Source organism: Geothrix sp. 21YS21S-2 (assembly GCF_030846775.1).
GTDB lineage: Bacteria > Acidobacteriota > Holophagae > Holophagales > Holophagaceae > Mesoterricola.
The window spans coordinates 3,638,259-3,656,669 of sequence record NZ_CP132910.1 but is presented as its reverse complement, the minus strand read 5'-3'; the positions used below and the strand labels follow the sequence as shown (position 1 = coordinate 3,656,669).

14 protein-coding genes are annotated in these 18,411 nt (G+C 68.3%); 3 read left to right on the top strand and 11 right to left on the bottom strand.

The features are described 5' to 3' along the window. Positions 1 to 14: 14 nt before the first annotated feature. The 6 genes from RAH40_RS16135 to RAH40_RS16110 all read right to left on the bottom strand — a co-directional run bounded on the left by RAH40_RS16135 (position 15) and on the right by RAH40_RS16110 (position 9,902). On the bottom strand, positions 15 to 1,058 hold the full coding sequence (locus RAH40_RS16135; protein WP_306598597.1) for a YhcG family protein: 1,044 nt from the start codon (positions 1,056 to 1,058) through the stop codon (positions 15 to 17). Positions 1,059 to 1,148: 90 nt separating this feature from the next. Next, positions 1,149 to 2,630: a pitrilysin family protein gene (locus RAH40_RS16130; protein WP_306598596.1), complete on the bottom strand. Its 1,482-nt coding sequence runs from the start codon at positions 2,628 to 2,630 to the stop codon at positions 1,149 to 1,151. Then, on the bottom strand, positions 2,627 to 4,156 hold the full coding sequence (locus tag RAH40_RS16125; protein ID WP_306598595.1) for a pitrilysin family protein: 1,530 nt from the start codon (positions 4,154 to 4,156) through the stop codon (positions 2,627 to 2,629). Before RAH40_RS16125 ends, RAH40_RS16130 begins: the two co-directional genes overlap by 4 nt. 8 nt (positions 4,157 to 4,164) lie before the next feature. After that, the gene (locus tag RAH40_RS16120) at positions 4,165 to 5,226 is read right to left on the bottom strand and encodes a TlpA disulfide reductase family protein (RefSeq protein ID WP_306598594.1); all 1,062 of its coding nucleotides are present in this window, start codon (positions 5,224 to 5,226) and stop codon (positions 4,165 to 4,167) included. A 171-nt stretch (positions 5,227 to 5,397) separates the two neighbouring features. Next, positions 5,398 to 6,948, bottom strand: coding sequence for a sensor histidine kinase KdpD (locus RAH40_RS16115; protein WP_306598593.1), 1,551 nt, complete (start codon positions 6,946 to 6,948; stop codon positions 5,398 to 5,400). 26 nt (positions 6,949 to 6,974) lie between these two features. Beyond that, positions 6,975 to 9,902: a TonB-dependent receptor gene (locus RAH40_RS16110; protein WP_306598592.1), complete on the bottom strand. Its 2,928-nt coding sequence runs from the start codon at positions 9,900 to 9,902 to the stop codon at positions 6,975 to 6,977. A 274-nt stretch (positions 9,903 to 10,176) separates the two neighbouring features. Between RAH40_RS16110 and RAH40_RS16105 the strand changes: the two genes are divergently transcribed. Continuing rightward, positions 10,177 to 10,896, top strand: coding sequence for a response regulator transcription factor (locus tag RAH40_RS16105; RefSeq protein ID WP_306598591.1), 720 nt, complete (start codon positions 10,177 to 10,179; stop codon positions 10,894 to 10,896). On the opposite strand, the gene RAH40_RS16100 is transcribed toward RAH40_RS16105, so the two are convergent. The 5 genes from RAH40_RS16100 to RAH40_RS16080 form a co-directional block, all read right to left on the bottom strand. Further along, on the bottom strand, positions 10,857 to 13,199 hold the full coding sequence (locus RAH40_RS16100) for an SPFH domain-containing protein (RefSeq protein ID WP_306598590.1): 2,343 nt from the start codon (positions 13,197 to 13,199) through the stop codon (positions 10,857 to 10,859). The two genes, RAH40_RS16105 and RAH40_RS16100, sit on opposite strands and share 40 nt — an antisense overlap. Positions 13,200 to 13,673: 474 nt before the next feature. Next, positions 13,674 to 13,856 carry a hypothetical protein gene (locus RAH40_RS16095; protein WP_306598589.1) on the bottom strand — a complete coding sequence of 61 codons (183 nt, stop codon included), beginning with the start codon at positions 13,854 to 13,856 and terminating at the stop codon, positions 13,674 to 13,676. A 92-nt stretch (positions 13,857 to 13,948) separates the two neighbouring features. Beyond that, entirely contained in the window at positions 13,949 to 14,410 is a 462-nt protein-coding gene (locus RAH40_RS16090; protein ID WP_306598588.1) for a hypothetical protein, read from the bottom strand. Between the two features lie 141 nt (positions 14,411 to 14,551). Continuing rightward, on the bottom strand, positions 14,552 to 15,295 hold the full coding sequence (locus tag RAH40_RS16085; RefSeq protein WP_306598587.1) for a substrate-binding domain-containing protein: 744 nt from the start codon (positions 15,293 to 15,295) through the stop codon (positions 14,552 to 14,554). 46 nt (positions 15,296 to 15,341) lie between these two features. Continuing rightward, positions 15,342 to 16,229 carry a LysR family transcriptional regulator gene (locus RAH40_RS16080; protein ID WP_306598586.1) on the bottom strand — a complete coding sequence of 296 codons (888 nt, stop codon included), beginning with the start codon at positions 16,227 to 16,229 and terminating at the stop codon, positions 15,342 to 15,344. A 72-nt stretch (positions 16,230 to 16,301) separates the two neighbouring features. Here RAH40_RS16080 and RAH40_RS16075 point away from each other — a divergent pair, with 72 nt between their 5' ends. Both RAH40_RS16075 and RAH40_RS16070 read left to right on the top strand, forming a co-directional pair. After that, the gene (locus RAH40_RS16075; protein WP_306598585.1) at positions 16,302 to 17,753 is read left to right on the top strand and encodes an MFS transporter; all 1,452 of its coding nucleotides are present in this window, start codon (positions 16,302 to 16,304) and stop codon (positions 17,751 to 17,753) included. A gap of 193 nt (positions 17,754 to 17,946) precedes the next feature. Then, a complete protein-coding gene (locus tag RAH40_RS16070) occupies positions 17,947 to 18,408 on the top strand; it encodes a hypothetical protein (RefSeq protein WP_306598584.1) in 462 nt (153 codons plus the stop codon). The last annotated feature ends 3 nt before the right edge of the window (positions 18,409 to 18,411 follow it).

The following is an 18,411-nucleotide window of genomic DNA, read 5'->3' as shown; positions in this document are numbered from 1 at the left end:
TGCGCCAAAAGACGTCACCCGGCTTCCTCGGAGGCACGAAGTTCCAGTTCCCCGCTCAGAGCCTCCTCGAGGTCCTCGATGGTCGGCAGGTTCCTGTCGAGGGGATCGGGCAGCGCCCGGAGCAGCTGGTATTCGGAAATGCCCAGAGGCTTCTCCATGCCCGAAAGGGCATACTCCGCGACCATGCGGTTCTTCTTCCGGCAGAGCAGGAGGCCCATGGTGGGACGGTCGTCGGAGGCCTTCACCTGGGCATCCATGGCGGTCAGGTAGAAATTGAGCTTGCCCGCGTGTTCGGGCTTGAAGTCCTTCGCCTTCAACTCGACTACGACGTAGCACTTCAGACGCGTGTGATAGAAGAGCAGGTCAAGGAGGAACCGGTCCCCGCCAACCGTCAGCGGGACTTGTTTTCCGACAAACGCGAATCCGGCTCCCAGTTCCAGGAGAAACCGTGTGATGTGCCGGGTCAGGGCATCTTCGATATCCCGTTCCTGCGCCTGCTCGCCAATACCGAGGAAGTCGAAAAGGTAAGGATCCTTTAACGCCTCCTTGGCCATCGCTGCTTCCACGGCAGGCATCCGGGCTTCGAAATTGTTTACGGTCTGCCCCTGGCGATCGAAGAGCCTGTTCGAGATGTTGGCTTCCAGGGCGGCACGCGACCAGCCTTCCTGGACGGCCCGGCAGCACAGCCATTCCCGTTCGGGATCCCGGTCGACCTTGGTCAACAAGGTCACCAGGTGGAACCACGGCAATTGGTCAGCAGCCTGCTGACCAATTCGCAGGTCGGGGCAGCATTCTGCGAAATAGCGCATGTACTTGAGGTTTGCCCTGGAAAGCCCCTTCATCCCCGGGAAGGCGGCCTGGAGATCGGCGGCCAGTCTGTCGACGACCTTCCCCCCCCAGCCCTCCTTTTCCCGGCGCACGAGGAGCGTCCGGCCGATGTCCCAGTACAGCCGGATGAGCTCAGCATTCACCGCGAGGGCCGCCCGGGATCTGGCTGTCTGGATGCGTTGCTTGATGTCTGAAAAGAGGGAAATATAGGAATTCTGGATAGGCGGCACGCGAAAGACCTCAGGATGCTTCCCTGATCTGATGCGCGAATCCGGCAGACGTTCCTTCGCAGGACGGCGCCCCTGGAGGTTCCGGAAGCGTCAGGGACCCGGCTCCATCGTCATGGCGTTCCGCAGGGGCAGCCGCGTCAGGGGCAGCGGGAGCACGTCCTTGAGGCGGCCCGGATGGTCCCGCGGCTCACCGGCCTCGGCTTCGGCGGCCTTGCCCACGACGAGCACCACCAGCTGGTCGAGGTTCAGGTAGGTGCGGGCCGCCCGCTGCACGTCCTCGGCGGTGACGGCCTCGATGCGGGCGCGGAAGTCCCTGAAATAGTCCAGGGGCCAGCCCTTCAACGTCTCCTCGGCGAAGAAGCGCACCACGGCCTGGGGATCCGACCACTGGGAGGGGAAGGACTGGATGAGGCCGTCCTTGATCGTGCGGAGCTCCGCGGCGGGGACGGGTTCCCTGCGCATGCGCTCCAGTTCGGCCAGGGTCAGGCGCAGGGCGTAGGGCACCGCGGCGTTCCGGGTCTGGAAGGAGCAGGTCCAGTCGCCCTTCCAGTGGGCCCCTTCGTCGAAGCCGGCGTAGATGCCGTAGGTGAGGCCCTCGTCGCTGCGGATCTTCTTGGTGAGGCGCGCGGTGAAGCCGCCGCCGCCGAGCACCTGGTTCATGACCAGGGCCGCGGGCCAGTCCGGATCCAGCCGGCGCAGGCCCGGCAGCTCCAGCTGGACCAGGCTCTGGGGCAGGTCCTTGTCGACGACGTAGAGGCCCGGTTTTCGCACCGGTGCGGGGGCCGGGACGGGGGGGCTCGGCAGGGCGGCGGGGCCCGGGCACAGGGAACCGAGGGTGCGGTCCAGGAGGGCCAGCATGGAGGCCCGCTCGAAGCGGCCGGTGACCGTCACCACCAGGTTGCCGGGGTGCAGGAGCCGCCCGTGGAAGGCCTCCAGGTCGGCCCGGGTGATGGCGTCCAGGCTGCGCTTCGTGGAGAAGGCCGTGGTGAAGTGGCCCGGGCCGTTCAAAAGGAAGGCGGATTGGTAGGCGGCGATGGAATCCGCGTCGTCGTTGCGCCGCTCCATGGCGCGCCGGGCGCCCTTGAGGGCCAGGTCCAGCCGGTCCTGGCGGAAGGCGGGGTGGGTGAGCACGTCCAGGAACATGGCCAGGCCTTCGGGGAGATCCTTCTCCAGCACCTCCAGGGCCAGCTCGCCCGAGGTCGGCCCGCTGTGGCTCCAGAGGGTCGCGCCCAGGAAATCCAGGCGCCGGTCCAGGTCCTCCGCCGCCATTCCCCGGGTGCCCCCGCTGCGCAGCACCTGGCCGAACAGGGCGGCCAGGCCCTCCTTGCCCCTGGGGTCCAGGTAGGCGCCGCCCCGGAACTGCACCGCGATGCGCACGAGGGGAACGCCCGCGGGATCCGGGTGGAGGAACGCGGCCATGCCGTTGGCGAGCCGGGCCTGGTGGGCCGCGGCGAGGGGAGGCGTGAAGGCCAGGGGGGCGAAGGTGAGCTGCTCGGGGCGGGCGGGGATGGCCTGGGCGGCCAGGAACGGGGCCGCCAGGGCGAGCATGAGACCCATGCGTCCGATCTTCATTTGACCTCCACGGGCTGCGGGCCCCCGGGAGCCTTCTTCCGGCTCAGCAGGAGGACCGTGCGGTTTTCGGGCGACAGGTAGGTCCTGGCGACCCGCATGACATCGTCCCGGGTGACTTCTCGCAGGCGCCGGGGCGCGTCCAGGAGGTCGGCGGCCGTGCCCATGCCCTCGGCCTCGGCCAGCGCGTAGCGCAGGCCGCCGTTGTTCTCCAGCATGCGGAACAGGGCCACCTGGGCCTGGTTCTTCACCCGGGTGAGTTCCTCCTCCGTGACCCCTCCGGTGCGGATCCGCTCCAGCTCCCGGTAGAGGACGGGTTCCAGGTCCGCGGGGCCCCGGCCGGGGGCCGGCTCCGCCATGACGTTGAAGGTGCCGCCGTAGCGCATGCCGAAGGCGCCGGCGCGCACGGAGAGGGCCGCCTGGTCATGCAGGACCAGGGCCCGGTGCAGGCGCCCGGAGGCGCCGTTGAGGACGCCCGCCAGCACCTGCAGGGCCGGGGCGCCCCGGTGGACGCCGGAGACGGTCTTGTAGCTCACCCGCAGCATGGGGCTGGCGTCGGCCTCGGCCACCATGCGCTGCTCGGCCACCTGGAGGGGCTCGGTGGTGAGGACCGGAGGCACCCCCGCGGGATTGGCGGCGAGGCGCCCGAAGTACCGCTCCACCAGGGCGAAGGCCTCCTCCGTGCGGAAGTCCCCCACCAGGATCAGCGAGAGGTTGTTGGGGGCGTAGTAGGTGGCGTAGAACGCGTCGGCCTGCTCCCGGGTGATCTGGGTGACGTCGCTGGGCCAGCCGATGACCGGCCACCGGTAGGGCAGCGCCTCCCAGGAGAGGGCGGCGAAGGCCTCCATGATCCTCCCGGCGGGGGACCCGTCGGTGCGCTGGCGGCGCTCTTCCAGGACCACGTCCCGCTCGCTGTAGAACTCCCGGAACACGGCGTTCTTGAGGCGGTCGGACTCCAGCCAGGCCCAGAGCTCCAGCTTGTTGGCGGGGACCGTGATGTGGAAGAAGGTGCGGTCCGGGGTCGTGTTGGCGTTCAGGTCCGTGGCCCCCATCTCGTCGTAGAGCTTGGGCAGCTCGTCCTTGACCACGAGGCTGCGCTGCTCGGCCACGAGGCGGTTGAATTCGTCCAGGAGCTCCTGGTGGCGCGGGCTCCGGGCGGAGGGATCCTCCAGGCTCCCGAGCCCGCCCCGGCGCTGGCGCTCCCGGAGGCGGTCCACCTCCTGCCGGATCCCGGCCCTGACCCGGTCCTGCAGGGCGTTGAGCTCCCGGTCCCGGGCGGCGTTCCGGGTGCCGATGGTGTCGGTGCCCTTGAACATCATGTGCTCGAACAGGTGGGCCATGCCGGTGGCCCCTGCGGTCTCGTTGGCGCTGCCCGCCCGGGCCACCCACCCGCAGGCGATGCTGGGCTGGTTGTGGCGCTCCACCAGGAGCACCCGCAGCCCGTTGGGCAGGGTCCGCTCCACGAGGGGCACGGTCTGCGCCGGCAGGGGCGCGGCGGCGAGGAGGAGGGCGAACAGCGCGTTCCGCATGGCGGCTCCTACTTCCCTTCCCGGTGCCGGGCGAGGTTCTTCCGGATCAGGGCGAGGTTCCCGGCCGTGGCGTGGGGGTCCTTCTCGGCCGCGGCCAGGGCCTCCTCGGCGAGGCGGATGGCCTCCTGCCGGTCACCGGAGTTGGCGTAGAGCTCGGCCTTCATGGCCGTGAGCATGTAGTTGCCCAGCCCGCGGGCCTCCAGGTCCCTGGCCAGTTCCTTGCCGAACGCGTAGGCGGCGGGGGACAGGTCGGTCTCCACCGCGAAGACGGCCTGCATCATGTAGTAGGCGCCCTGCTCGTGGTTGGACTCCGCGAGGATGTCCCGGGACACCTTGATGCCGCGATCCAGGTCCGCGTGGTAGAGCGCCACGAGGTGCTGGTAGGCGAGGCCGTACTTCAGGTTCGGGCGCTTCTCCATGGCCGCGTCGATGGCCTTGACGGCCGCGGGGTAGTTCTTGGCCGCCATCGCCTCCCCGATGGGGCGGGTGATCTCCAGCTCCGTCTCGCGCCTGGTGCGCGCCCCGGCGAGGTCGTAGGTGCCCGCGAGCACCTCCTTGAGGACGCCGTCCAGGGCCGAGGGATGACCGATCCAGGCCACGCGGCCTTCCCGGTCCACCAGGAACGCGCAGGGGATGCCGTTCTCGCCGGCCGCCTTCATCCAGGCGTCGGCGATGCGGCCGTCGGCGCCGTCCGCGGCGACCCGGTAGCCCATCTTCGGGCCCTGCGCCTTCACGAACGCCTTGACCTTGGGAAGGGTGTCGCCGCCCCCGGCCTTCTGCGCCTCCCAGATGTCCAGGCCGATCACGGTGACCTTGTCCTTGTAGGTCCTCGCCAGTTCCGTGAGGTGGGGAATGCCCTCCTTGCAGGGGCCGCACCAGGTGGCCCAGAATTCCACAGCGTAGAGCTTGCCCTTCTCGAAGGCCTTCACCGGCTTGCCCTTGATCCAGGCGGCCGAGGCGATGCCGGGGGCGGGGTCCCCGATCTTCAGGTAGGACGGCTGGGCCGCGCCCAGGCTTCCGGCCAGGGCGGCGAAGCCGCAGAGGAGAACGATTCGAAGGGTACGTCGCATGCCTTGCTCCATCGGTTGGGTGTTCGGAATTCCCGGACTGCCACGGCAAGGATCACCCCGGCCGGAGGTGCGGCCCAGTCAAGACTGGAAAGGGAACCGCCTTGTTTTAACGTGCCGCCCAGGTCCACGCGGACCCATCGGCGGCGCCACTTTCCGGATCCGGCGCCAGCGTCAGGCCGGAATCTCCAGGACGGCCGCGAAGCCCCCCGTGCCCACGGAATCGAAGCGGAGCCCCCACCCTTCGTGCACGGCCATCTGGCGCAGGAGGAAGATCCCCACGCCCTGCCCGGCCTGGGCGCCGCCCTGCCCCGGCGTCGCCAGGGCGGAGAGCTTGTGCGGGGGGATGCCGGGGCCTTCGTCGCACACCAGGATCTCCACGAGGTTCCGGCGCCGCGCAACCCGGACCCGGGTGGCGCCCGCCCCGTGGATCAGGGCGTTCTCCAGCAGGGTGTTGAGCGCGGGCTGCAGGGCCTGGCCGGAGGCGCGGAAGGCGAGGTCCTCCACCTCCAGCTCCAGGGCCCTGCCCTCCCCCGCGAAGATCGGCTCCATCTGCTCCTTGAGCCGCAGGAAGAACGCGGCGTCGATGACCTCGAGAACGGGCGGCCGGGCCTCGGGCCGCACCCCTTCCAGGCCGGCCTCGATGATCTTCACGAGCTTGTCCACCTCGTCGCCGATGCGGGCCAGCAGGGACTCCTGGACCTCCTTGGCGAGGTTCGCGTTGCGCACGGTGTCGCAGCGCAGCTTCAGGACCGTCAGGGGCGTCTTGAGGCTGTGGGCCAGGAAGGCCAGCTGGTCGGCCCGGAGCTTGTCCCGCCGGCTGATGTAGATGTGCAGCAGGCAGGCCAGGCCGAGGAGCGTCACGAAGGCGGCGTGGGCGCTCCAGGCCATGCGGGTCCAGGTGCGGACCCGGTGCTCCATGAAGTCCGCCTGGGCCTTGGTGCCCCACAGGCCCGCCACCCAGGGGTCGCCGAAGGCCAGGCTCAGGTCAGGGAACATGTAGGCGAGCGGGGCCTTCACCCGGGGGAAGAACCGGCTCTTCGGGGGCAGGGCGCCGGATTCGGTGTTCTGGCGCCCGGCCTGGGGATTCCGGTCGTACCGGGTGATCGCGAACCGGAAGGGGGCTGCGCTGTCCATGAAGCGGCCCAGGAAAAGGTCGGTCTCCGGGGAGGAGGGGCGCCAGACCTTGAACTGCCACCGGCGCCCCGCGGACAGCGCCAGCACGCTCTCGTCAACGGCCCGCGGATTCTCCCTGGAAGGCGGGATCCAGGTGGCCTGGGCGGAGCCCTGGGCCTGGCGCGCCCACCCGAGGAGCCGGACGCTTTCCTCGTTCCCGGCCCCGCCCGCCTTGAGGAGCCGACGGCCGTCCCGGAGCCACACGTCGCCCCGGGCCGGATCCACGAGCGCATGGAGGAGCGGATCCCCCTCCAGCCACCGCCCCACCTCCGCCTCGTCGCCCCGGGTGAAGGCGACGGGGGGAAGCGGCTGGGTCCAGGCCTTGACCACGGCCTTGCCCATTTCGTGGGCCTGGTCCTCCCAGATCTGGGCGGCCACCGCCACGCGGTGGCCGATGAAGACGCCGGGCAGGAAGGCGCTCAGCCCCGCCGCCAGGACCCACAGACCCAGCAGCGCCGGCGGGGAAAGGAGCTTCCCGTAGCCGCGCAGGAGCCGGAACCGCCAGCGGAAGCGGCGGGGCCTGGGTCTGCAGACCTGGAGGGAGGGCATGGACATCATTCTAGCCCGGTAGGCGTTCAGAACTTGAAGCCCAGCACGGCCTGGACCATGCGGGGGAAGGTGTTGCCCTGCCCCAGCCCGTAGGTCTCGTTGGGATTGAACGTGTTGCTGGCCACGGAGCCGTCGGGTGCCCCCGGCGCGTGGGGGAAGGTCATCCCCTGGCTGACCACGGTGCCGCTGGTGTCCCGGGTCATGTACCGGACCCGGTTGAAGACGTTGATGATATTGATCTTGGCGTAGGCCGCGACCTTGCCGTAGAGCTTCTGCTCGTAGCCCGTCTGGAGGTCCATGGTCCACACTTCCGGCTGGCGCACGATCCCGAGTTCGGGGAAGTAGCGGCTGTAGGAGGAGGCGTAGCCCTGGTCCTGGAGGGCATTGGTGACATTGGCCTGGGCTGAGCGGAAGGCCACGGCGGAACCGGACTTGTAGGTGCCCACGAGGCCCAGGTTCAGGGTTCCGGAACCCAGGGTGATGCGGTAGTTGGCATCGGCGTTCACCATGATGGGAACGTCCAGGCCGGGGGCCGGGCCCATGGGGTTCAGCTGGCCGGTGGGGATGTTGCCGGTGCCGAAGTCGTTGGCCTGGGAGGCGGCGCCGCCCAGGTTGGTGCCGGCGTTCTCGAAGGTGCGGCTCCAGGTGGCGTTGCCGCCCACGAGCAGGTTCTCGCCCAGCTTGCGGCGGTAGGCCATTTCCAGGCCGTAGTAGTGCTGCCTGGCGTCGGGATCGTTCTTGATGATCACCTTGGCCTTGCCCGGGCCCATGCCGTTGCCGTAGTGGAAGTCGTCCAGGAACTGGTCGTTCCACCGCCGCACGAAGGTGACGGTGAGGTTCTGGCGCTCGTCGGTGTACGCGTAGCCCACGGTGGCCTCGAAGGTCCTGGGGGCCTTGATGTTGGGATCCACGAAGATGTTGCGCTCGGTGAGGGGATCGGAGACGTGGTTGGGGTTGGCGCTTCCGGTCTGGCCGTAGTGGTTGCCCCAGGCCGCCCAGTTGATGGCGCCGCTGGGCAGGACCGCGTCCAGGCCGTTGCCCTGGTTGGGGCCGCCGGTGCCGATGTAGACGTACTCGCGGGTGATGGGCGAGGAGGTGACGGTGGCGGCGGCGAGGTTGCCCTGGTTGATCATCCCGGAGTACTGGGCCGCGCCCACATGGAACACGTGGCGCTTGTCGCCCTTGAGGTCGTAGCTCGCGCCCAGCCTGGGCGCGAAGGTCTGGAACGAGTAGGTGATGTTCTCGGGATTGTTCGCGCTCTTGTACTGGTCGAAGCGCAGGCCCAGGTTGAACGACCAGTGCGAATCCACCTTCCATGTGTCGTTCACGTAGAGGCTGTTCACCTTGGTGTCGGCTTCGCCCTGGGTGGGGAAGTACTGGTAGAGCACCGTGTCCGTGGCGTTCAGGGGCGTGAGGACGCGGTTGACCAGGCTGGGCGTCGTCGCGCCGTCGGCGTAGTTCCGGAAGAGGATCTCGTAGTTCGAGGGCGTGGGCGAAGCGGCTCCGGTGCGGTTGTAGTGGTAGAACTGGAACCCGCCTTCCACGTCGTGGGTGCCCATGGCTTCCGTCACCCAGGTCAGGTTGATCCCGCCCGTCTTGGTGTGGCTGTCGGCCTGGCTGTCAGAGCCGTAGCCGTTGTCCAGGACGTCGCTGGATTCCATTTCCTTCCAGGTGGGCAGGATCTTGCCGCCGGTGGGACCGGTGCCGGGACCGCCGCTCCTGGAATAGGCGTCGTTGAGCTTGATGTCCAGGGCCAGGGACGAGGAGATCTGGGCCAGGTAGCCCAGGGAATGGTAGCCCTTCTTGGACTTGGTCAGGCCGCTGAGCGTCTCCAGGGTCGAGACGGTGCCGTTGGAGATGCCGTTGAGGTCCTTGGAATTGGATTCGTTCAGCTCCACGGACAGCCGCTGTCCGAGGGTCATCTGCCAGTCCACCTTGGCGTCCAGCAGGTAGGAGTCCCGGACGATGGTATAGGGCACTTCCGCGCCCATGGAGGGCTGGGTCTTGGAGACGAGGCGGGTCTCGGGGCTGTTGGTCTGGTAGGCCACCGCGAAGAAGAGCTTGTCCTTGATGATCGGGCCCGTGAGGGTGTAGCTCTGCACCGTCTGGTGGTGGTCGGGAACGGGGGACCAGGTGAGGGGGAAGTGGTAGAGGTTGGAGTAGTAGTACGCCACGCCGGGCATGCGGTACTTGGAATTCCACTTCTCGTTGGTGATCTCGAAACGGCTGGTGCCCGTGAACTCGTTGGTGCCGCTCTTGGTGGTGACGTTGAGGACGCCGCCGGTGAAGCGGCCGTACTTCGCGGAGATGCCGCTGGTCAGCACCTGCACCTGGTCGATGAAATCGTTGTTCAGGGAGACGTTCTGGCCGCCGTAGTTGGCGTCCGAGGCCGCCACGCCGTCCACCACGTAGGTGTTGTGCTGGCTGTCGGTGCCGTGGATGGTGTCCATCACCGAGCCCGGCGCGCGGAAGGTGGTGGCGGTGAGGCGGTTGGTGCCCATGTAGTAGATGGGCAGCTCGCTGATCTCGCTCATGGTCATCACGATGCCGGTGGTGGCCTGGGCGGTGTCGATGGCTTCCAGGCCCTGGCTGTCCACCACTTCCACGGTGATGCCCTGGGCGCCCAGCTTGATGTCCATGCGGTTGGTCTGGTTGGCCACCACGGTGAGGGCCCCCTCGAAGGCCGCGGCCCCCTTGCTGGAAACCTTGATCCGGACGGTGCCCGGAACCATCTGCCGGAAGGTGAATTCGCCCTGGGCGCCGGTCTTCGCTTCCTGCACGCCCCGGGACGTGTGGGCCTGGACCAGGGCGCCGCTGGCGGCCTTGCCGTCGGGTCCCTTGACGGTCCCGGTGATGTTGCCGACCGCGCTGCTCTGGCTGAAGAGCAGCCCCGACGAGGCCACGATCAGGGCGGCGATGCGCATCGTGCCCCAGGTTGTATGACGTATGGTCATGTGAAGGCTCCCGGATGAATTGTGGATTGGTTAATTGGCTTGTCTGATCCTTGCTTTCCGGGAGGACCACGTCCAGTAAAGGCGGACAAAGGAATTCTTCAATTTTAACGAAGCGGCGCGACGTATGCATTTATTATATATAGATGGGTTATGGAACGATCATGCCTGCAGTCGAACCGAACAGTTGGAGGCCCGGGGCCGGCCTTCCGGCGGCGAACTTTTCCGGGCGGAAGAAGCGCGCGACCCAGCCGCAATGCGTCTACCATCAGGGATCATGGCCGCCAAACCCCCACCCCCGGACCGCATCCTGGTGATCGAGGACGAACCCGAGATCGCCGAGATGCTCACCCTCAACCTGGAGGCCGCCGGCTTCCAGGTGGAGGCCGCGGGCGACGGCGCCGCCGGCCTGGCGATCCAGGAGCGCCAGCCCGCCGATCTGATCGTGCTCGACCTCATGCTGCCCAAGGTCGGCGGCTTCGAGGTGCTCCACGTCCTCCGGCGGCGCCGCGACCCGGTGCCCATCCTCATCCTCACGGCGCGCACCGGGGACGCCGACCGCATCCAGGGCCTGTCCCAGGGCGCCGACGACTACCTGGGCAAGCCGTTCTCCATCCTCGAGCTCATCGCCCGGATCCGGGCCATCCTGCGCAGGACGCGCAACCAGGAGAGCCTGCCCCGGGTGCTCCGCAGCGGCCCCTTCCGCATCAACTTCCTCCAGCTGGACGTGCACCGCGGGCGCACCAACCTGAACCTGACGCTGCGGGAATTCCGGCTGCTGGAAGTGCTCGTGTCCAACCCCGGCCGGGTGAACAGCCGCCAGGAACTGCTCAACATGGCCTGGGACCCGGACGGCAAGCCCATGCCCAAGACCGTGGACGTGCACATCGGCACCCTGCGCAAGAAGCTCGGGGACACGGACCGGTCCCCGTTCATCCAGACCCTCGACCGGGAAGGCTACCGCTGGATGCTGCCGGTCTCCCCAGGGGAAGGCTGAGCCTCGCGCACCACGAAGCTCCTGCCGGTGAGCTTCTCCAGGAGCGCGATGCCGAACAGGCCATTGACCATGCCGTTGCCTTCGCCGCCGCCACCGCCCATGACCAGGTTCTCGGGAATGAGCTTGAGGCTGCTGGAGGCGATCTTGTCGATGACCCGGATCTGCCCGAAGACGTCGCGGCCCATGGCGGCCACTTCCAGCTTGTAGGCTTCGGCGGTGGAGGTGCCCTTGGCCAGGATGATCTCGGCCTCGGCGCTGCCCACCTTCTGGGTGGCTTCCGCGTTGGCGGCGGCGTTCAGCTTGGTGGCTTCCGCCTGGCCGCCGGCTTCCAGGCGCATGGCCGTGGCCTGGCCTTCCGCCATGAGGATGGCCGCCTGCTTTGAGCCTTCGGCCTCCTTGATGTGGCTCTCGGCCAGGTTCTTCTGGATCTCCACGTTGCGCTCGGATTCCACCACCTTGGGCTGCATGTTCGCCTGGGCCTTGGCGTTCTCCAGGTTGCGGCGCTCGTCCTGGGCTTCCTTCTGGGTGGCGAAGGTCTTCTTCTCCTGCTCGGCGATCTGGCGGTCCGTCACGGTCTTGGTGAGCTCCGGGGGCAGCACCACGTCCGCGATGAGGGTGTCCTTGGAATCGATGTGGTGGACCTTCAGGACCGCGTCGATGTGCTCCTTGGCCTTCTCCTGGAGTTCCTTGCGCCGCGTGTACAGATCCAGGGCCTGGATGTACTGGGCGGCGTTGCGGAAGTGGCTGCTGATGGCCGGCTCCAGCACCTGGCTGATCATGTTGTTGATGGAGCCCAGGTTGGCGATGACCTTGGGGGCGTTCTTCACGGGGATGTGGATGATGACGCTCACATCCATGTTCACGTTGAAGGCGTCCGCGGTGCGCAGGGTGATGGTCTTCAGGTTGGAGTCCAGTTCGTGGGCGCTGGAGCGGTTGTCGGCCCAGTTCAACAGGATCTGGGTGGTGGGCACGATGTCCACCTTGCAGATCTTGGTGTTGAGGGGGTGCTTGCCGGGCTGGAGGGGATCGGCCCAGATGCCCTTGCAGCCGTTGGTCACGATCTTGGCGTTGACCGCGTCGTCCGTGAGGTCGTCCCCGTCCGCGCCCACGTAGCTCGTGACCACGCCGCAGTTGCCGATGTGCACCTGGATCATGTCCACCTTCTCGATGGTGGCGAACCAGGGATTGATGGCGTAGTTGCCGGCCCGCAGCACGGGAATCTGCAGGCCCTTCTGCCCGCCGGCCTTGAGGAAGGCGTCGGCGTCCTGGAAGTTGTCGTGGGTGCCCATGGGGAGCTCCTCCGCGGCGATCTTGGAGGAATCGATGATGGGCTTGCCTTCGTTGATGGTGACGATGCCCACCTGGTCGGCCTCGATGTGGGTCCAGTCCACGATGTCGATGACCTTGAAGAGCTTGGGATTCAGGCGGTACACGCCCGGCATGAGCACGTCCAGCTGCCGGCCCTTCTCTCCCCCGTTCCTGAGGAAGGCCTCTCCGTCGAAGAAGTTGCCGTGCCCCTGGACCCGGGCCGCCAGAAGGCGGCCTTCGGGGATCTTGGCGCCGTCGGTGGCTTCCACGAGGCCCACCTGGCCGCCTGGGATCTTGGTGATGGGCATCTTCTGGACCTGGAACATGATCGTGTTGATGCGGTAGTAGCCGGGGGGCAGGAAGGCGATCTGGGGACCCTTCTGGCCGCCGTTCTTGATGAAGGCCTCGGCGTCCTGGAAGCTGTCGCACGCCACGGGCGAGCCGAAGTTGCCCCCGTCCCGGGTCACGGGCTGGCCCGCGATGGACTCCACGTAGCCCACCTCGTTGTCGTGGATCATGGTCGCGTCCACCATGGCCACTTCGAAGAGGAGGGGATTGATCTTGTACTGGCCCTCGGGCAGGATCGCCAGCTGGGGGCCCTTCTGGCCGCCATTGGAAAGGAAGGCCTCCCCGTCCTGGAAGAGGCTGCACTCCACCGACTTGGCCATGAACTGGCCCGAAGGGATGGCGGCGCCCGCCACGGCCCGCACGACGCCCACCTTGTTCGTCTGGATCACGCAGAAATCGCGCTTGCTGGTCTTGTACAGGAAGGGGATGAGGAGGTGGAAGCCCGGCCCCAGCACCCGAGCCTGGACGCCCACCTCGTGGCGCAGGGCCACGGAGCGCCCGTCCGGCATTTGCCGCCCGAACCAGCGGCGCTCCAGCACGACGATCTGATCGCCCCGGGCGATGGTGAAGGACTTCAGGAGGATCAGGAGCAGGACCAGGCCGCCGGCAGCCAGCCACAGGTAGGTGAGCGGAAAGGGGATGACCAAGGGAGCTCCTTGCATTCACGGGCGATGGGTTATCGGGATCCTTCCACTATGCTCCTTTTCGGGGGCCGCACTCAACTCCCGGATGCGCTGCAGGCCTCGCGCCTTTCCGGCGGACGGGCGGTCCTGTTCCCGGCCTCGTGCCCATGAGCATTTCAGACGGCGTATGCCTGGGGGCAGATCCTGGACATGCTGGACCCGCGACGGACGCCAGCTACGTGCGGCAGATTCCGGTTTTCCTGCAAGGCCCGCCTGAGGGCGTCCACATCGTTCCCTTGCTTCAGCATGGCCCTGTCGAGGCGGGGGAGGTCCAGGTCAGGATTGGGCAGGTCGGTGCACCGGAGGACGGTGTCATTCCAGTTGCGCTGCCGCACCTTGATGAGGCGCCCACTCTGTCCATGGCCGCCATGGCCACGCGGAGGTCCGGGGCCGGGGTGTCTCCATCGATGAAGGTCCTTGCGTCCGCCATGAGTTCTGTCAGTCGGCTACGTCATCCTGGGGTATGGCCCCGAAGGGCTTCAGGAGGAGGTTCTCCTGTCCGTGGACGCGCATGTGGAGCGTGTCGGTGCGGTGCAACAGGCCGTCCTTGTCATTCGCCCGGACGGGCGGAGCGCAATGCGGCGCCATGGACAGCGCGAGCAGCCAGAACGGATGATGCATGGTCCTTCCCCCGGGTCGCGATCCTTGGCATTTGGTTATTAACTTCCAATATATGCGGGCCGGCCACCCGATCAGGGCGGAAGTCCGGAGCCTCAGGCCTCCGTCCCGATCCCGTGGGTGATGCTCTGGTGGTTGAACGCGGCCCAGGCCAGGTCCCGGAAGCGCTCCGTGTGGCCCCAGTCCACGCCGTCCTTCCAGAGCTTGTAGTGGATGAGCTCGTGTTCCAGGATGCGGCGCACCACATCCTCGGGGTTCCGGCAGTTGCAGCCGCAGACCTGGACGGGCCAGGGCCAGTCCCGGCGGCGCAGCAGGGGCGTGGACAGGCGGATCTCCGGACGCCAGACGCCCCGCCGGTCCTTCTCGATGACGAAAAGGCCGGCGCAGCGGCTCATGCGCGGGGACCACACGATGGGACAGGGCGCCAGGTCCCAGCCGGCCTGCCGGAGGATGAGCTCCGCCTGCTGGCGGAGGGTGGAGACCCGCGGCGGTTCCGGCCGTTGGACCGGTTCCGCGAAGCCTTCCGCGTCCATGGGGGTGCCCAGACCGCCTTTCATCGGGGCCTTTCCTCGGGGAGCGGATTCGGGCGGGGGGGTCGCGTCACCTCTCCAGTCTGAGGCCATGGGAGGCCTTTACGCCACCTCCCGTGGACAACGGGTTCTCGATCCAGTTGATCGCCACAGGCCCTGAAGGCGCCGCTACCGGGAGGTGAGGGCCTTCCCCTCCCCTTCCACGAAGGCCAGCAGCTTCGCGAGGCCCGGCCCGGGAGCGCCCTTGGTGAGCAGGGTGATGGGGCGCCCCACCTCCGGCGTGGAAGGGCTGGTGAGCTTCTCGGCCTTGAGGGCCGAAAGGGGGCCCAGGCCGATGGAGCCCGGGGTGGCGGCCAGGGCCTGGATGACTTCGGGCGTAGAGCCGGACCACCGGACGGCAGATGCATAGGCAGCGCCATCCATCACCTGCTCCTGGAAGATCTTGTTGGTCCCCGGCATCTTCTCCCCCAGGATCACCACCACCTTGAGGTCCGGCCCGCCCACGTCCTTCCAGTTGGTTGCCTTCCCGGTGAAGAGCGCCTTGAGCTGGGCCTTGTCCAGTTCGAAGAGGACCAGATCCCCATGGAGGAAGACGTTGATCTTGTCGAAGCCGATGCGCCGGGCCACGAAGGCCTCCTGCCGGATCCCCTTGTGGCCCCGGGAGGCCATCAGTTCGAACCAGGACGCCGGGCTGAGGCCGGCGGCCGCGGCGTCCACCTCGCCCTTGTCCAGGGCCAGCAGGGCCACTTCGGGGCCGTTCTCCTGCAGCTCCAGGCGCAGGCCGGCGCGGGCTTCGAAGGCCGCGCGCACGGGCTTGAAGATGTTCTCCATGGGGGCGGCACCGCCGTCGATGCGCAGCGCCTGGGCGCCGAGCTGGAGGGACAACAAGGCGAGCAGGGCAAAGCGGAACATGGCACCCCCTGGGAAGATCCGGCTCTCCTGGTTTCGGCCGTTCCCGCTAGATCTTTAGACCCGTCTCGACCATCCGGTGGAGAACGTCCGCGGCGGGCTGCAGCCGCCTGCCTTTGCGGCTGATCAGGCCCAGGGTGCGCGTGACGGACGGTTTCACCAGGGGCACGCCCACCAGGCCGGTCTGCGACAGGGCCGGTTCCGGCAGGGCCGCGATGCCCAGCCCGGCCTCCACCAGGGCCAGGGCCCCGGCCACGTGGCTGGCCTCGTGGAAGACCGCCGGACGCAGGGGCACCCGGGCCAGGGCATTGTCCAGGAGGGCCCGGTTGCCGCTGCCTGAGGCCACCCCGATCAGGCGCTCTCCGGCGATGTCGCCCCACGCCACGGCCCCGCGGGAGGCCAGCGGATGGTCCCGGCGCATGACGAGGACGAAGGGCGCCTCGGAGATGGCCTTGAACTGGATTTCCGGCTCCTGGGCCCCCAGGAAATTGATGCCGAACTCCGCGGCGCCGGATACCACCTGGGCCAGCACCTCCCGGGCGCCCTCGTCCAGGACCCGGATGCGCACCTCCGGGTGGTCCGCCGCGAAGGCCGCCAGGATCCGGGAAAGCGGACGGATCGCGGAGTGGACGCAGGCCACCGTCACCCGGGCGTTTCGCTGAGCCTGCTGTTCCTTCAGTCCCCGCATCGCGGTCTCAAGTTCCTCCACTACGGTTTTGGCGTGGACGAGAAAGTGGGCGCCGGCCTCGGTGAGCGCCACCCGGCGGGTGGTGCGCTCGAACAACCGGGCCTTCAGGGCCCCCTCCAGCTTCCCGATCCGCCGGCTCAGCGCCGGCTGGGAGAGGAACAGGCCCTCCGCGGCGGACATGAAGTTCAGCGTCTCCGCCACCGCCAGGAAGGCCTGGAGCTCGCCGAGTTCGAAATTGATCTGTTTCATGCATTGATCCATAGGAATTATGCAATTCCAAGATACTCCCGACCGGGGCCTAATGGTGCGGAAGGAGTCTCCATGTCGTCGGTTCGGCCCGCTCCCGGCTTCCGGGTCACCGCGGTCATCATCGCCAGCGCGCTCTTCATGGAGCAGCTGGACGCCACGGTGCTCACCACGGCCCTTCCGGCCATGGCGCGGAGCTTCGGCGTGCCGCCCCTGCACATGAGCGCGGCCCTCACATCGTACCTGCTGGCCCTGGCCATGTTCATCCCCGCCAGCGGCTGGTTCGCGGACCGCTTCGGGGCGCGGCGGATGTTCCGGGCGGCCATCGCCGTCTTCACCCTGGGCTCGATGCTCTGCGGCCAGGCCCCGAACCTCCCGTTCCTGGTGGCCGCGCGGCTCCTCCAGGGCCTCGGGGGGGCCATGATGGTCCCGGTGGGCCGGCTCGTGCTGCTGCGCACCGTGGCCCGGGAGGACCTGGTGGCGGCCATGGCCTGGTTCACGGTCCCGGCCCTGCTGGGGCCCGTGGTGGGCCCGCCCCTGGGGGGGTTCCTCGTCACCTTCGCGTCCTGGCGCTGGATCTTCTACCTCAACGTGCCCATCGGGATCCTCGGCATCTCCCTGGTCACGCGCTACATCCGGGACGTGCGCGACGAACCCCCGGGGCCCTTCGACCTGGGCGGGTTCCTGCTCTCCTGCGTCGCCCTCTCCTGCCTCATGTTCGGCCTGGAGGCGGGGAGCCGCGGCGGCGGCACGGCCCTGCCCGGAACGGCCGCCGCGCTGGCCGCGGGCGTGCTCGCGGGGGCGGCCTACCTGCGCCACGCGGCCGGAGCCTCCCACCCCATCCTGGACGTCTCCCTGATGCGGGTGCGCACCTTCGGCATCTCCGTCGTCGGCGGTTCCCTGACGCGCATCACCAGCGGGGCCCTGCCCTTCCTGCTGCCCCTGATGCTCCAGCTGGGCTTCGGCCTCTCCGCGGCCCGCAGCGGCCTCATCACCTTCTGCACAGCCGCGGGCTCCATCCTCATGAAGATGGTCACGCCGCGGATCCTGCGCCGCTTCGGCTTCCGGGCGACCCTCACCTGGAACGCCATGATCGCCTCATCCTTCCTGGCCGTGTGCGCCACCTTCCGCCCCGGCTGGCCCGTGCTCTGCATCAACGCGGTGCTCCTGGCGGGGGGGTTCTTCCAGTCGCTGCAGTTCACCGCGCTGAACACGGTGGCCTATGCCGACATCCCCCAGGCGCGCATGAGCGCGGCCACCAGCTTCTACTCCACCTTCCAGCAGCTGATGCTCTCCATGGGCATCTGCATCGCGTCGGCCGCGCTGGCCCTGTCCATCCGCGTCTCGGGCCACGCCGGTCCGCAGCTGTCGGACTTCTCCGCGGCGTTCCTGGCGGTGACCGCCCTCTCCTTCCTTGCGGCCCCCGTGTGCGCGCGCCTCCCGGCCGATGCCGGGGCCGGCATGACCGGGCACCGGCCGCGTGAAGCGGGTGTCGGGGAAATGTCGCGGGGCGCGTCCCGCGCCTGAGCCGTTCGGCGGCCGCCGGAACGTTCACCCTCCCTCCCGTGACGTCCGCCATCCCCCGCGCGCCGCTGGGCGGGGGCCCGCCCGGAGTCCCGGGGGCGTGGCAGGCCCCTTGCTGGAAAGGGGACAGGAGCCGCGCTCCGCTTGAGGAGATGGGAACATGGAAAGGCGCACAGGAACTGGCCCCAGGAGGGCCTTGCATCGTGCCGGCATCGCAGGGCCGCTCATGGTCCTGGCGGGGTGCGCCCTGCCGGTGCCCGCGACCATCAACATCTACGATCTCTCCGGCTCCAACCTCATGCGCTGCGAGTCCATCACGCGGGACCCGGGGCGCACCCGGGGCATCCTGCAGTGCAGCGCACCCGGCGGAGAGAAGTTCCAGGGCGAGTGGGTCACCATGGCCCGCACCGCGGAAAAGGCCACCGGCGCCTGGGCCTCCCTGCCCTCCACCTCGGGCGACGCGCTCGCGGCCCGGTGGAGCTGGGGCGCGAGCTACGGCGTGGACCTGGAGTCCCTGGCGGGGAACTACGGCATGTTCCTCCTCTACGGCAGCAAGGGCACGGTCATCGACGGGGTGTTCCTCTTCCGCGGCGACCGGGCCGGGATCATGGGCGTCGCCACGGACAACAAGGGCCACCGCTACAAGGTCATGGGCTGAGGA

What these genes read in the sequence shown, in the direction of transcription:
- RAH40_RS16130 (WP_306598596.1), bottom strand. Translation starts at nt 2,630, where the DNA reads ATGAAGATCGGACGCATGGGTCTCATGCTCGCCCTGGCGGCCCCGTTC.
- RAH40_RS16125 (WP_306598595.1), bottom strand. Translation starts at nt 4,156, where the DNA reads ATGCGGAACGCGCTGTTCGCCCTCCTCCTCGCCGCCGCGCCCCTGCCG.
- RAH40_RS16120 (WP_306598594.1), bottom strand. Translation starts at nt 5,226, where the DNA reads ATGCGACGTACCCTTCGAATCGTTCTCCTCTGCGGCTTCGCCGCCCTG.
- RAH40_RS16115 (WP_306598593.1), bottom strand. Translation starts at nt 6,948, where the DNA reads ATGCCCTCCCTCCAGGTCTGCAGACCCAGGCCCCGCCGCTTCCGCTGG.
- RAH40_RS16110 (WP_306598592.1), bottom strand. Translation starts at nt 9,902, where the DNA reads ATGACCATACGTCATACAACCTGGGGCACGATGCGCATCGCCGCCCTG.
- RAH40_RS16105 (WP_306598591.1), top strand. Translation starts at nt 10,177, where the DNA reads ATGGCCGCCAAACCCCCACCCCCGGACCGCATCCTGGTGATCGAGGAC.
- RAH40_RS16095 (WP_306598589.1), bottom strand. Translation starts at nt 13,856, where the DNA reads ATGCATCATCCGTTCTGGCTGCTCGCGCTGTCCATGGCGCCGCATTGC.
- RAH40_RS16090 (WP_306598588.1), bottom strand. Translation starts at nt 14,410, where the DNA reads ATGAAAGGCGGTCTGGGCACCCCCATGGACGCGGAAGGCTTCGCGGAA.
- RAH40_RS16085 (WP_306598587.1), bottom strand. Translation starts at nt 15,295, where the DNA reads ATGTTCCGCTTTGCCCTGCTCGCCTTGTTGTCCCTCCAGCTCGGCGCC.
- RAH40_RS16080 (WP_306598586.1), bottom strand. Translation starts at nt 16,229, where the DNA reads ATGAAACAGATCAATTTCGAACTCGGCGAGCTCCAGGCCTTCCTGGCG.
- RAH40_RS16075 (WP_306598585.1), top strand. Translation starts at nt 16,302, where the DNA reads ATGTCGTCGGTTCGGCCCGCTCCCGGCTTCCGGGTCACCGCGGTCATC.